13 protein-coding genes are annotated in these 14,065 nt (G+C 58.2%); 5 read left to right on the top strand and 8 right to left on the bottom strand.

What is annotated here, in order from left to right:
* Positions 1-152 precede the first annotated feature (152 nt).
* Positions 153-644 (top strand): GNAT family N-acetyltransferase, encoded by a 492-nt coding sequence (locus AB4O08_RS00745; protein WP_010210855.1) that lies wholly within the window; start codon positions 153-155, stop codon positions 642-644.
* 101 nt (positions 645-745) lie between these two features.
* Here AB4O08_RS00745 and AB4O08_RS00740 read toward each other — a convergent pair whose 3' ends face one another.
* The 4 genes from AB4O08_RS00740 to AB4O08_RS00725 form a co-directional block, all read right to left on the bottom strand.
* Entirely contained in the window at positions 746-967 is a 222-nt protein-coding gene (locus AB4O08_RS00740; RefSeq protein WP_460114638.1) for a hypothetical protein, read from the bottom strand.
* Positions 968-1,112: 145 nt separating this feature from the next.
* Entirely contained in the window at positions 1,113-3,341 is a 2,229-nt protein-coding gene (locus tag AB4O08_RS00735; protein WP_010210853.1) for a TonB-dependent siderophore receptor, read from the bottom strand.
* 111 nt (positions 3,342-3,452) lie between these two features.
* Positions 3,453-5,204: a phosphoethanolamine transferase CptA gene (locus AB4O08_RS00730; protein ID WP_010210852.1), complete on the bottom strand. Its 1,752-nt coding sequence runs from the start codon at positions 5,202-5,204 to the stop codon at positions 3,453-3,455.
* 161 nt (positions 5,205-5,365) lie between these two features.
* On the bottom strand, positions 5,366-5,530 hold the full coding sequence (locus AB4O08_RS00725) for a DUF6026 family protein (RefSeq protein WP_010210850.1): 165 nt from the start codon (positions 5,528-5,530) through the stop codon (positions 5,366-5,368).
* A gap of 285 nt (positions 5,531-5,815) precedes the next feature.
* Here AB4O08_RS00725 and gnd point away from each other — a divergent pair, with 285 nt between their 5' ends.
* Genes gnd through AB4O08_RS00710 form a run of 3 tightly spaced genes read left to right on the top strand, consistent with a single transcriptional unit; the run spans position 5,816 to position 9,140 of the window.
* Complete coding sequence (gnd, locus tag AB4O08_RS00720; RefSeq protein WP_021491799.1) at positions 5,816-6,799, top strand: phosphogluconate dehydrogenase (NAD(+)-dependent, decarboxylating); 984 nt, start codon at positions 5,816-5,818, stop codon at positions 6,797-6,799.
* On the top strand, positions 6,796-8,319 hold the full coding sequence (gene zwf / locus AB4O08_RS00715; RefSeq protein ID WP_042571579.1) for a glucose-6-phosphate dehydrogenase: 1,524 nt from the start codon (positions 6,796-6,798) through the stop codon (positions 8,317-8,319). The genes gnd and zwf overlap by 4 nt, the downstream gene beginning before the upstream one ends.
* Entirely contained in the window at positions 8,316-9,140 is an 825-nt protein-coding gene (locus AB4O08_RS00710; protein ID WP_460114637.1) for an HAD family hydrolase, read from the top strand. Before zwf ends, AB4O08_RS00710 begins: the two co-directional genes overlap by 4 nt.
* Before the next feature lie 66 nt (positions 9,141-9,206).
* On the opposite strand, the gene AB4O08_RS00705 is transcribed toward AB4O08_RS00710, so the two are convergent.
* Positions 9,207-9,467, bottom strand: a complete 261-nt coding sequence (locus tag AB4O08_RS00705; RefSeq protein ID WP_010210845.1) for a hypothetical protein — start codon at positions 9,465-9,467, stop codon at positions 9,207-9,209.
* Between the two features lie 342 nt (positions 9,468-9,809).
* On the opposite strand from AB4O08_RS00705, the gene AB4O08_RS00700 reads away from it, so the two are divergent.
* On the top strand, positions 9,810-11,135 hold the full coding sequence (locus AB4O08_RS00700; RefSeq protein WP_010210844.1) for a sigma-54 dependent transcriptional regulator: 1,326 nt from the start codon (positions 9,810-9,812) through the stop codon (positions 11,133-11,135).
* A gap of 108 nt (positions 11,136-11,243) precedes the next feature.
* Here AB4O08_RS00700 and AB4O08_RS00695 read toward each other — a convergent pair whose 3' ends face one another.
* From AB4O08_RS00695 to AB4O08_RS00685, 3 genes are read right to left on the bottom strand one after another with little or no spacing between them, the layout of a single operon-like run.
* Positions 11,244-12,545, bottom strand: coding sequence for a transporter (locus AB4O08_RS00695; protein WP_021491795.1), 1,302 nt, complete (start codon positions 12,543-12,545; stop codon positions 11,244-11,246).
* A 50-nt stretch (positions 12,546-12,595) separates the two neighbouring features.
* Positions 12,596-13,339, bottom strand: a complete 744-nt coding sequence (locus tag AB4O08_RS00690) for a hypothetical protein (protein WP_021491794.1) — start codon at positions 13,337-13,339, stop codon at positions 12,596-12,598.
* A 40-nt stretch (positions 13,340-13,379) separates the two neighbouring features.
* Complete coding sequence (locus AB4O08_RS00685) at positions 13,380-14,060, bottom strand: C39 family peptidase (RefSeq protein ID WP_010210841.1); 681 nt, start codon at positions 14,058-14,060, stop codon at positions 13,380-13,382.
* Between the last annotated feature and the right edge of the window lie 5 nt (positions 14,061-14,065).

Raw genomic sequence — 14,065 nt, 5'->3', positions numbered from 1 at the left:
GGAATCGGCTGATTGTCGGCTTTCAACGGCACAGCCTTGGCGCTTTCATGCGCATTTTTGTAGTTAATCTCCTTCATCTGTGTCCGGCTCCACGCTTACAATCGTGCCCCTATAGGGAGCCGATTCCCTTGTAGTCGTGATTGAGGACGGAAATGGACACCCCAGATATCCTGGTGCTGCAAGCCAGCTATACCAATCCCGTGCATGCGCAAGCCATTGGCCGCGTGCTCAACCATTACGCCGAGGACCCGATGGGCGGTGGCCACAGCCTGCCTGCCGATCTTCTGGAGCAGTTGCCGGGCGAGCTGGCCAAGCGACCTCATGCCTTCAGCGTGCTGGCGTTTGTGGGAGGGGAGCCGGCAGGTCTGGTGAATTGTTTTGAAGGGTTTTCCACATTTGCCTGCCGTCCGCTGGTCAATGTCCATGACGTGGTTGTGATGGATGCGTTTCGGGGGCTGGGGTTGAGCCAGAAAATGCTGTTGAAGGTCGAGGAAATCGCCCGTCAGCGGGGCTGCTGCAAAATCACCCTGGAGGTGCTGGAGGGCAATGCGGTGGCTCAGTCGGCCTATCGCAAGTTCGGTTTTGATGACTCGATATTTGATCCAGCCCACGGGCGCATGTTGTTCTGGAGCAAACCGCTTTAATCAATCACAGGCAAAAAAAGGCGCCATTAATTAAATGGCGCCAAGTTCACCTTAGCCATAGGAGCAGGATGGTAAAGGGCCGTGCGGTTAACGCAGTTGAATCAAGTGTTCGGTAGTTCCTCGGCGGTAGATTGACCGGCTGCCTCTTTCTTCGCGTTCTTCCCATCAGCCTGCGCGGTTTGTTCTGCAGTGCCGTGAGTCTTTTGCTGCATGAACGTGAAGTTGTTGTAGAACTCCTTCGAGCGCTCGGAACCACCTTCGGCGAAGGCGGCGGCGGAGGTCAGGGTCATCAGGCTGGCAAGCACCAGGGTCGAGAGTTTCATGGCAGTATTCCCATTAAGAGTGATCGGTATCCGCTCTGTCCTTGATCAGATTCATGGGGCGAGTTTGAGGTGAGTTTATTAAGTAGGAATTAACTCGGAAAAAACCGCGAAGTTAACAATTTCGTTAACTTCGGGTTAAAAGATCTTACAGCTTCCAGTCCAATGCCAGAGTGATCGAACGAGGGTCACCCCAATACACGCCATTGTAAAAACCGACACGTTCGTAATATTTTTTATCAAATAGATTGTTGACGTTAATGGATGCCGAAACATGTTCGTCAAACTGGTAGCGCGACATCAGGTTGACCACGGTGTAGGCCTGCTGGGTGATCTTGGTCGGAGTCGTGATGAGGTCGCCGTCCTGGTTCCGGCCACCCGTTGGACGCCCGGCAAATTTGTAGAACTCGCTCTGCCAATTGACCGCGCCACCTACCGTCAACCCTCGCCATTCACCCGGCAGGCGATAGGCTGTCGACATCTTCAGCAGGTTCATCGGCTGATCGGTGTTGTTGCGTTGCTTATCGCCGTTGACCGAGTGGGTGTACGTGTAGCCTGCGGTGAGATTCCAGTCGGGCATCACTTCGCCTGACACCTCGACTTCAAAGCCCTGCACCTTGTTGCCTTTACCACCGGATTTATAGAACTGCTCGCGGGTCACCGGGTCGGGTGGCGCGGCGTTGTCGAGTTCGGCCACGTTATCCTGGGTGCTCCAGAAGTACGCGGTGGCCAGGTTCAACCGCTCGTTCAGCAGGCTGCCCTTGAGGCCGATTTCGTAGTTGCTGCCCACCACCGGTTCCAGGTATTTCTTGCTGGCGTCGCGTTCGTCCTGCGGGTTGAAGATATCGGTGTAGCTGGCATACACCGTGTATTGCGGTGTCAGGTCGTAGAGTAGCCCGGCGTAGGGCGTCCACATGTCGTTGTGGGTCTGGCGGGTTTTGGGTTCGGGGATACGCTGGTTATTGGCGTCATAGTCAACAGGGGTGCTTTCGATTTCCCAGCTGCCATACCGGCTGCCCAGTACCGCGTGAAGCCTGTCGGTCAGGCTCAGTCGAGTGGCCAGATACCCGGCTTTTTGTTGTTTGCTTGAGTGTGGGCCCTTGAGCCCAGTGGTACGGTCGGGGAACTTGACGATACCGCCCATATCTTGCCAATCAGGGATGGTTTCGTAGCCTTCGGGTGTGCTGTAACGCTGGTAGGGCGAGGAATCCCGCTGCTCCGACTCCCCATACCCCACCATCAATTCATGCTCGCGCCCCAGCAGTGTGTAGGTGCCGGCGAGGTTGAAGTCCACGGCATCCATTTTCGACGTGCCGACCATCTGGTTGGTCCAGGCGGTCATGCCGCTGCCGTCCGGATTCGGGAAGCCCGCGCCGCCGTAATAGACCTTGCCGTCGGTATCGCTCTGTCGGTGGGTGTAGGCGGCTTTCAGGCGCCAGTCCTCGGACAGTTTGTGGTCAAGGGAGGCAAAGGTGGTCTTGTCCTTCAGCGGCCAGGAGCTCCAGTCGGTGGCCATATTGGCGGAGCGTGACAGGCGGGCCTTGCCGCCATCGCTGTTCCAGTAGGGCAGTGTGCCCCATGAGGTGCCCTGAACATGCTTGTTCTGATAATCGAAGCCTACGGCTACCACGGTATCGTCTGTCAGGTCGGCCTCGAGAATGCCGTAGCCGACTTCCCTTTGCAGAGCGTAGTTGTCGCGAAAGGATTGGCTGTCGCGGTAAGCCATCACGGTACGTCCGCGCAGGCGCCCGTCAAATGCCAGCGGGCCGCCCACATCCAGGTAACTGTAGTAGTTGTCATGGCTGGCGCCGCTGACGCCGGCCTTGGCTTGCCACTGTGAAGTCGGGCGTTTGCGGATCATGTTGACCGTGGCCGAGGGATCGCCTGCACCGGTAGTCAGGCCGGTCGCACCGCGTACCACTTCGATACGGTCGTAGATGATGGTGTCGGCGTCTGACTTCATGCGCCCGAATGTATTGAGCATGCCATCCACCTGGAAATTGTTGATGGAGTAACCGCGCGATGAGTAGCCGGCGCGGTCCGAATCCAGGTGTTGGACGGTCACCCCGGTGGTCTGGCGCAGCGCATCGGTCAATGTATTGAGATTGAAATCATCCATCTGCTGGCGAGTGATCACCGAGATGGATTGCGGGGTGTCTTTGACCGACAGGTTCAGGCGGGTGGCGGTGCTCATGGAACCGGTGGTGTAGGCCCCGGTGTGCTCGGTGGTGGCACCCAGGCCTTCGGCGGTGATACTGGTGGCACCGAGTTCGAGGGCGTTGTTTTCGGGGTCGGTTTCAGCCAGCAGATCCGGGCTTGCTACCACAGTGAACAGGCCGAGGGTGAAGGTCATGGAACGCGTAAAGGGCGCGAACATCGCGGAAGACTCCTTGTCGTCTTTGCAGCCTTCTCAGTAAAAGAAGGCCTTGGCTCAAAGACGAAAGGAGGCGCGGAACTTTAGGGTTAAACGAGAATGATTGTTATCTTTCTATTGCAAGGGCTCTTGTAGCACCACGTCGGTGGTGCGCTTTTTCGGCTTGATCAGGCTGAAGTCGATCAGGCCTTTCTGCTGACGCTCGTAGGGGTTGCCGATCATCAAGGGGCGAGGCGTGAAGCTGTCGCTGACCAGGCTCTTGCTGCGGTCCCATTCATCGAAACTCAGGCCCGCCAGGTCCGCCCAGGTGTGGATCAGTTGGGAGCTGCTGTACGGGCGTTGCAGGTCGCCGGCGAAACTCCAGTCGTGGCTTTCGCGCCATTTGGGGGAGGCGTAGGCCATGAACGGGATGGTGTACATCGGCGCCGTCGGCTTGCCTTCGTTGCGCCCCAAGGTGGTGTGGCCGGCGGAGTCGAAAACGTCTTCGCCATGGTCCGACAGGTACAACAGGAAGCCATTGGGGTCGGTCTTGGCGTAGTCCTTGATCAGGCTCGACACCACAAAGTCGTTGTACAGCACGGCATTGTCGTAGCTGTTATAGGTCGGCAACTGCGCATCGCTGACGCCCTCCGGTACGCCTTGGCGATCGGTGAATTTGTCGAAGGTCGGCGGATAGCGGTACTGGTAGCTCATGTGGGTGCCCAAGAGGTGCACCACGATGAACTTGCGTTCGGCGGGGTCGGCCAGCGCCTTGGAGAAGGGGGCAAGCACGTCACCGTCGTACTGGCGAGCGTTCTGGTTGCGGTTGTTGTTCAGGTACACCTGCTCGTCGGCCTGTTCGGAAAAGGTTGTGAGCATGGTGTTGCGTTTGGTCATGGTTTGCTGGTTGGTGATCCAGTAGGTCTTGTAGCCGGCCTGCTTCATCACGCTGACAATCGACGGTGTCTTGAGGTACAGGTCCGGATTTTCTTCGTCGGCAAAGGTCAGCACCTGTTGCAGTGCTTCGATGGTGTAGGGGCGCGGTGTGATGACGTTATCGAACACTGCCAGTTGATCACGCAGCTTGTCCAGTTCGGGCGTGGTGTTGCGTGGGTAGCCGTAGAGGCTCATGCGCTGGCGGTTGGTGGATTCGCCGATCACCAATACCAACGTTGACGGCTGGCCAGCCATGCTGTCCTTGAGGTTTTTCAGGGGCGGGATCTGGCTGGCGCTGGTCAGCATGCCTTGCATGTTGTCCAGCTGTTCGGTGTAGCGGCGATAGGCAACAATCATCTGCCATGGCACGGCAGGCTCGATGCGGGTTTCGAAGCGATCAATAGCCTGTTCCATGTTATCGCTGGTGGCGATCTGCTTGACCAGCGGATAACCCACCACAGCCAGCACAATGGCGGCCGCGGCGAGCATCGACTGACCGCGAGGCAGATAGACCGGGCGCAAACGGGTCCAGAGGAACACGGCGAAGGCGGTATGAGCGATGAACGCCAGCACGATCCACCAGGCAAAATACTGGGTGGCGTATTCACCGGCTTCCGAAATGTTCGACTCGAACATGATGAAGATGACGCTTTGGGAAAATTCCTGCTGGTAGATGAAGAAATAACCCAGGCTGGCCATGGAGCAAGCCCACAGCACGACGCCGATCAACGCGGCGAGCAGACGTGTACGGCGGGGGAACAGCAACATGGGCGCCAGCCACAGCGCGCTCATAAAGAAGGCTTGGCGAAAGCCACTGAAACCGGAGGTTCCGGTCAGTTGGATCAGCAGTTGGGTAATACCCGAGAAGTACCAGAAGAACAGAAACAGCCAACCAAGACCGGCCCAATCAAAGCCTTTCGCAGACGTAGTGCTGCGTTTGAACATCGCCATCCAGCGCTCCAACCCGATAATTTTTTCAGTTGACGCGCAGGGGCGCGCGCAACAGAGGCCACCCTTGCATGGGGCGGCCCTTCGGGCGGGAGTATCGGGAGGAGTATGTGAAAACTTTGTGAGATTTTTGTAGCTGTTATCTTACAAAGTGATCGCAAGACTCAGCAGAGTGCGGGCTGGACGCCGGCGGGCTGGTCCAACTGGGCTTGGATGATGTGCGAACGCAGGCGCATGACTTCCTGCTGCAGCTGTTCGCGTTCGTCTTTCAACTGGCGCAACTCATCACGTCGAATGGTGACATAGAGGGTCTGTGGCGGACGATTCATCTGTGCAGTGCTCATTGCTTACCTCGCAAATAGCCGGTATGTCGCGGTGTGCCAGAACGCTTGAGTCGAGGTTCTCGGCAGCAGTCGAGGCTAATTCTGAATTCTTTTTGCGGGCAATGGAACTTTTTTATTTTTGATGGTCCTGTGACTTTTTGTGCCGTGATGGTGAAACGATGGCAACTTTTTTCCATGAAACTACAGGTATCCGCGCTGGACTAACCCTCATTAGCCTCATTGCGCTATAAACTATGTCACACATTTTTTAGTAGTTAGGAGCATCAGCACATGCAACTGGGGATTATCGGACTAGGCCGCATGGGCGGGAATATTGCACGGCGCCTGATGCTCAATGGGCATACCACCGTTGTTTACGACCGTAACGAAGCATTTGTAAAAGGCCTGAGCGAAGAGGGCGCTACCGGCGTTGCCGATCTCAAGGCCCTGGTTGCCGGGCTGCAGAAGCCGCGCACCGTGTGGGTGATGCTGCCAGCCGGCGCACCGACCGAAGACACCATCAACGAATTGAGTACGCTGCTGGAAGACGGTGATGCAATCATCGACGGCGGCAACACCAACTATAAGGACGACGTCCGTCGGGCCAAGGCGCTGGCGGAAAAAGGCTTGCACTATGTCGACGTCGGCACGTCCGGCGGCGTCTGGGGCCTGGAGCGTGGTTACTGCATGATGATCGGTGGCGATGCCGAGACCGTGCAGCGCCTCGATCCTATCTTCAAGAGTCTGGCCCCTGGCCTGGGCAACATCCCGCGCACCAAGGATCGCTCAGACAGCGCTGACCCGCGCGCCGAGCAAGGCTATATCCACGCAGGCCCTGCGGGTTCCGGGCACTTCGTCAAGATGATCCACAACGGCATCGAGTACGGCATGATGCAGGCGTTCGCCGAAGGCTTTGACATTCTCAAGACCAAGAACTCGGAAAACCTGCCCGAAGACCAGCGCTTCGACCTGAATGTGGCCGATATCGCTGAAGTCTGGCGCCGTGGCAGCGTGGTGTCTTCCTGGCTGCTGGACCTGACCGCTGACGCCTTGGCCACCGACCCGAAACTCGACGGCTATTCCGGCTCGGTTGCCGACAGTGGCGAAGGCCGCTGGACCATCGAAGCGGCCATGGAGCAAGCCGTGCCGGTGCCGGTGCTGTCCACCTCGCTGTTCGCACGCTTCCGTTCGCGTCAGCAGAGCACCTACGGTGACAAAATGCTTTCTGCCATGCGCTTCGGCTTTGGTGGTCATGTGGAGACTTCCAAAAAATGACCGCCAACGGCAAGAAACCCAAGGCCGAACCCGCTCCACCCACCACGCTGTTTCTGTTTGGTGCCCATGGTGACCTCGTCAAGCGCCTGCTCATGCCGGCGCTGTACAACCTCAGTCGTGATGGCCTGCTGGGCGACGGCCTGCGTATTGTCGGCGTTGACCACAACGCCATCAGCGACGCCGATTTCGCCAAGAAACTCGAAGACTTCATTCGCACCGAAGCAGCGAGCAAGGTCAAGGGAAGTGGTGAAAACGCCCTGGACCCTGAGCGGTGGGCGCAATTGGCCAAGGGCATCAGCTACGTCGAGGGGGATTTCCTCGATGACAGCACCTATGCCGACATCGGCAAGAAGATCGCTGACAGCGGCACCGGCAACGCGGTGTTCTACCTGGCCACTGCTCCGCGCTTCTTCAGCGACGTGGTGCAGCGCCTGGGCAGCGCCGGCCTGCTCACGGAAACCGAAGACGGCTTTCGCCGCGTGGTCATCGAGAAGCCCTTTGGCTCCGACCTGGCCACCGCTGAGGCGCTGAACGCCAGCCTGCTCAAGGTGATGAGCGAGAAGCAGATCTATCGCATCGACCATTACCTGGGCAAGGAAACGGTGCAGAACATCCTCATCAGCCGTTTCTCCAACGTGCTGTTCGAAGCGTTCTGGAACAACCATTACATTGACCATGTGCAAATCACCGCCGCTGAAACCGTCGGCGTTGAAACCCGTGGCAATTTCTTCGAGAAGACCGGCACTCTGCGCGACATGGTGCCCAACCACCTGTTCCAGTTGCTGGCGATGGTGGCCATGGAGCCTCCCGCTGCCTTCGGCGCCGATGCCGTACGGGGTGAAAAGGCCAAGGTGATTGGCGCGGTGCGCCCTTGGTCGCTTGAAGATGCACGGGCCAATTCGGTGCGCGGGCAGTACACCGCCGGTGAAATCGGCGGCAAGTCGCTGCCGGGCTATCGCGAAGAGGCGAATGTCGCCCCGGACAGCAGCACCGAAACCTTCGTCGCCCTCAAGGTGATGATCGACAACTGGCGCTGGGTCGGCGTGCCGTTCTACCTGCGCACCGGCAAGCGCATGAGTGTGCGCGACACCGAAATCGTCATCTGCTTCAAGCCTGCGCCCTACGCGCAATTTCGCGATACTGAGGTGGATGAGCTCAAGCCCACCTATTTGAAGATCCAGATCCAGCCCAATGAAGGCATGTGGTTTGACCTGTTGGCGAAAAAGCCCGGGCCGACCCTGGACATGGCCAACATCCAGCTGGGTTTTGCCTACAAGGACTTCTTCGAAATGCAGCCGTCGACGGGGTATGAAACCCTGATCTATGACTGCATGACCGGCGACCAGACCTTGTTCCAGCGCGCAGACAACATCGAGAACGGCTGGCGTGCAGTGCAGCCATTCCTTGATGCATGGAAGGAAGACGATGGGATCCAGACCTACAAGGCCGGTGAAGATGGTCCGGCTGCCGCCGACGCCTTGCTGGCCCGTGACGGCCGCACCTGGCATAGCCTCGGATGAGTGATGCTGCGATCCATCCCATCCGTTTTATCCTCAGTGATGTGGACGGCACGTTGCTGCATCCGGATCACAGCCTCAGCCAACGCACCGCCGACGCGGTGCGTGCCTTGCGTGACAGCGGGGTGTTTTTCAGCCTGGCCAGCGGGCGTCCACCCAAGGCCATGCTGCACTTGATCGAAACCTTCGGCATCGACGTGCCCGTCGCTGGTTTTAACGGCGGTACGCTGATCCATCCCGATGGCAGCATTCTGGTTGCCCATCATCTGCCGGCGGAGGCGGCGCTGGTGACGTTGGCGTTGTTCTCGGCTGAGCCGGAGGTGGAGGTCTGGGTGTTTGCTGGCGGCGACTGGTTGCGCCGCGACCCGACAGGGCCGATGGAGCCGCGCGAGGCTGAGGGACTGGGCTACGGGCCGGTCGTGGTGGAGAGCTTTGAACCCTACCTGGACCGTGTGGACAAGATTGTCGCGGCCAGCAACAACACGCAGTTGCTGGTGGAGCTAGAGGCGCAGTTGCAGCCCAAGGTGCAGGGGTTGGCCCAGGTGTCGCGTTCACAGCCGGTGTACCTGGACGTGACTGCAATGTTGGCCAACAAGGGCGAGGCCTTGAAAACCTTGGCGGCGCACCTCGGCATCGCCATGGAGCAGACCGCGGCTATAGGGGATGGCGGCAATGACCCTGCCATGTTTCAGGTGGCCGGGTTGTCGATTGCCATGGGCCAGGCTGAAGAAACCGTCAAGCGTCAGGCCAGCGTGGTAACCGGTAGTAATGTCGAGGACGGTGCCGCAGAGGCCATCGAGCGGTTTATTCTGGCTGCTCAATAAGCGTCGCGCGTTTTAACACTGAACTTGCGCTGATCTAAACCGATAAGCGCAAGTTGCAGTGGCGGATTACTTAGGCATTGCCCACGATTGCAACTGGTAGCCACTTTTATCGAGTTCGGCACGGGCCTGCAACAGCAAGTCTTCAAGTTGTGCCGGGTCGGTATAAGCACTCGACGACAGTTGTTTGCTACCAATACGGGTATTGGTGCGGTCGATGACGCTCAGGCTGAGGGCGCCATTGCCGTCATGCCAGGCCACGCACTGAAAGGGCTGGAAGGCACGGTCTGCGATCAAAAGAGCTTCGTTGATGCGGAGCGGGGCGTTCATGTGGGTTCTCTCTCATTGCCCATTCAAGTGAGTGCCGGCGGTTGGGCTGACCGTGCGGCGGGTTACTTGTACTGATGCACGATGGCGGGGTACGGGTCACATGTTAAAGCAACTATTTTCGATATTTAGTGATTAACGTCATGTAAGCGGCTGTTTTGAAAGCTGAATGGAAGTCTCGTCGACGCCTAACTTTTTCAGTCTGAACACCGGCTAATGGCTTTTTGCCCCGACTTATAGCGAAACGATACAAGGCCAGCGTCAAAACCTTGCTAGGGTAAGCGGCAGACGTCACAAACTATTGTTTCTAAATAACTTTAACAATGTTGACGCCAAGGAACAGTCATGGGTGGACCCCCCGTTCAACGTCGATTGCTAGTGGTTGATCCCTGTGACGACTGCCACGGGCTGCTGCCCGGTTTGCGTGCGGCGGGGTGGGAAGTCGACAGCTGCACCTTGGAAGGGGTCGGTGACCGGTCTTGCGATGTCGGCCTGTTGCGCCTGCAGCCCTATCACCTGGAACGTCCTGAAGCGGTCAAAGAACTGATCAGCCGCAGCGGCACTGAGTGGATCGCGGTGCTCAGCCAAGACGTGCTACGCCTGCAGAACGTCGGTGACTTCGTCTGCGAGTGGTTCTTCGATTTCCATACCTTGCCCTTCGATGTGGCTCGCGTACAGGTCACCCTGGGCCGCGCGTTTGGCATGGCACGCCTGCGTGGCAAGGGCTACACAGCGGTGGATGAACCCGAGCATGAGCTGCTGGGAGACAGTCGACCGATCCGCGAACTGCGCAAATTGCTCTCCAAACTGGCGCCCACCGAATCCCCGGTATTGATCCGTGGCGACAGCGGCACCGGTAAAGAACTGGTCGCCAAGACCCTGCACCGCCAATCCCAACGTCACGCCAAACCATTTGTGGCGATCAATTGCGGGGCGATCCCTGAACACTTGATCCAATCCGAATTGTTCGGGCATGAGAAGGGCGCGTTTACCGGTGCACACCAGCGCAAGATCGGGCGGATTGAAGCGGCCAACGGCGGCACCCTGTTTCTCGATGAAATCGGCGATCTGCCGATGGAGCTACAGGCCAACCTGCTGCGCTTTCTTCAGGAAAAACAGATCGAGCGAGTGGGGGGCAGCCAGCCGATTCCGGTAGACGTGCGGGTATTGGCGGCGACTCACGTCGACCTTGAAGCCGCCGTAGAGAAGGGCACTTTCCGCGAAGACTTGTACTACCGGCTCAACGTCCTGCAAGTGGTCACCGCGCCTCTGCGTGAACGGCATGGTGACATAGCGATGTTGGCCAACCACTTTTCACGTTTCTACAGCCAGGAAACCGGCCGCCGCCCCCGCAGTTTCAGTGACGATGCGTTGGTCGCAATGGGTGAGCACGCCTGGCCAGGCAACGTCCGTGAGCTGGCCAATCGCGTACGCCGTGGGCTGGTCTTGGCCGAAGGACGGCAGATAGAAGCCGTTGATCTGGGATTGCAGGGTCAACAGGCAATTTCGCCGCCGATGGCTACACTGGAAGACTACAAGCACCGCGCCGAACGTCAGGCGCTGTGCGACGTGCTCAACCGGCACAGTGACAACTTGAGTGTGGCGGCCCGTGTACTGGGGGTTTCCCGACCCACGTTCTACCGGTTGCTGCACAAACACCAGATCCGCTAGGGCGGGTAAACCGAAAAGCCCCGCAACGACCCTTATCGTTGCGGGGCTTTTCCTTGTTTCGACTACCCGTAGTAGGCGCGAGCTTGTTGGCGAATACCGTCGTTTCAGTTAGAAGTAATAAGGGAATTTCAGGCTGAACGTAAAGTCCGGCGCATCATCCGTCATCCCGATCGCCAGGTTCGGCACAATCGTCAGGTTATCCGACGCCGCAATGGTCATGCCCACGTTGAAGTAGCCTGCGTTGGCATCGCTGGACACCACCGACTGCCAGTCCCCACCGTCAGGCTTGAGCTTGCTCTTGCGCTGTATCAGGTCGGAGACCGAGAACGACATACTCATCTTTTCGTTCAGGGCGAAGGCTACACCGACGCCGAGCTGGAAGCTGTCGCCCAGCCTGACTTTGCCGCCGACCTTCTGATTGACGTCACTGCTGATGTCGTCAAACGAATCTTCGAAGTTATGGGTGTACGAAAGCGAGCCAAACAGCACGGCCGGGTCGAAGGTCTTGACCAGCGAGATGCCCGGTGTGATCGACCAGACACCGTTACCGGTCGGCAGGCTTTCCGGTACATAGAGGTTGTCGTTGGTAGTTTGCCTGACCAGCTTGATGCCGAAGGGTTCTTTACCGGTCGGCGCCTTGACGCGTACCGAAACCACCGCGTCCGGCAAGGTAGGGGTTTCATCGAGGAATTTGTACGCCACGCCGAAGTTCACGTCACCGATGGTTGGATCGCGGCTGACGTCTGCTTCAGAGGTGGCAGTGGCATCATTGCCGGCGCCGCTCGATTGGTAGGTCGATTCGCGGTACACCACCGGCACGTTGACGTCGAACTGCCAACGGTTATCGACGTTGTAGCGACCGGTCAGGTCCAGGGTCCAGCTATCGGCTTTGATCCGGTCCAGGTTGATATTGCCGAGGAAGATAGAGTCCAACGCCAGGAAGCCGTTGAGGGTGAGCTGGCGGGCATCGTAACGCGCGTAGGTGATACCGGTTTCAACGCTGAACTTGCCGTTGCCGAAAAAGCCGCTGGCCTCGTTATAGAGGTTGCTCACGCTTTGTGCAGGGGCTGAGTCGTCCTTGAGTGACTGACCGTAAGAACTGCCGCCACCACCTGCACCACCAGAGGCTGCTGCTGCGCCCGTACCTGCCACGGTCGTGCCACCTTTCTTGAAGTCTGCCGGGGACTTGGCCAGGCGCTTGGGCGCGGGTGCCGCGGGTTGGTCCTCCACCTGGCGCACCCGTTGCTCTAACACCGCCAGGGCTTTTTGCTGTACATCGTACCGCTGCTTGAGTTCCAGAAGTTCCTGTTTGAGGGTCTCGATATCGGCGTCTGGCGCGGCATACAACACGGATGCGGGCAACAGCGTACTTAAACAGACCACCGCACGTAGCGATAACGATCGATGCATGAAATAAGCCGTCCTGTTCTGAATGCGAAAGTGCCGAGGGTCAGCGTAGTTCAATAACCGAGAGTGCGTAGGCCTTTGAGTTGATCCAGGTTGCAGTTCAACGCCGGGTTGTTCAGGCCGTTATTCATCACCACATTGAGTTGGGTCATATTGGTGACGAAGTTGGCATTACCGGTCAGGACGATGGCCTGGCCCAGATTACCGCCACCGATTTGTTGGAGGCTGTTGCCTTGATTATTCTTGGACTGGATCGCCATCTGCAGGCCGCCGTTTCTCGCCGAAACAGCAATATCGCCCGCAGCGCTGGTGCCGTTGACTATCCCACCTGCCAGCAGTACCTGCCCGGATTGCACGACATTCGTGGGGGCCAAGCCATTTTCAGTCACGTTGATACCTACATTGTTGTAGCCCGTATTACCGTCACCGGCTGTACGTACGCTCTGAGTCACGCCTTGGCCACTGCCCAGGCCTGCGCCGCCGGTCACGGTGCCGGTGCCCGGCCCCTGGTTCGTGCCTGAACCTGATGAGCCGGTGGTTTGTACATAGAATTGCGGTGTGATGGTGGACGCGTCGACCTGCATGCTTGCCGTGCCCTTGATGATATCTCCGGCAGCGTTTTGAAACGTGCTGCTCATGACGATGCCGAAGCTGATAATCCGCCCCGGCATCACATATCGACCGCGCAGCTCGGCCATTTCCGAATCCTTGAGTTCGATCGGTTTAAACCCCGATGAAGCATAAGCGGGCATTGAGGCTGCCAGACACAAGACCGTCAGCCAACGGGAAGTGTTCATCTGCTGCTCCTGGAGCGTCCTGCCCCTTATTGCGCTTCTGTTAAAAGAAGTCGCTCTGGATGAAACCGAAATCCATCAGCTCTGCATCGCCTACGGGCCTGAACTCATTCATCTGGTTTTTGGCGGTCAGCGGTGTGGGTGGGTCGAGCAAGGCGTTGGCCTTGTCGTAACCTTCACCCAGGATGGCGAAGACAATGCCATTCCAGCCTTTGACGAAGTCGTCGTGTGAATAGCGTTTATGGCCCAGCACCGGGTCGCCGATATAGACCCAGTCCTTGTCCGCGCGCTGTAACACCACGAAGTGCTTGTAGCCACGAATCTCCAGCAGCACCACCACAGGGATTTTCACGGTCACCAGGGTCTCTGGCCCGATCTTGTAACCCCGGGCACGCATGCCGATGCTTTCGAGGTAGCGCTTCATGTCCAGCATGGAAAAACCCTGGGTACGTACCAGGTCTTGGTCTGCATTGACCAGCATGCCTTTGATGACGTGGTCTTCGTCTACGTCCAGCCAATAGCCCTGGCGCAGGATGGTGGCGAGTGCCGCAGCACCGCAGCTGAAATCGGTTTTCTGTTCCACCAGGTTGGCGAACCGGCGTTCACGGATACTCTCGACCTTCTTGTAGATGACTGCACCGCCAGGCATGGCGGAGATCGCCATGGTGCCTGCCCAGGTTGGGCCGGTGAGCAACATCAGGAGGGTAAGGGTCGCGAGGCGCATGATCG

This window comes from Pseudomonas sp. H3_E07, assembly GCF_054668895.1.
Note: the sequence above shows the minus strand (reverse complement) of the source record. Positions and strands in the feature narration are given on the sequence as shown.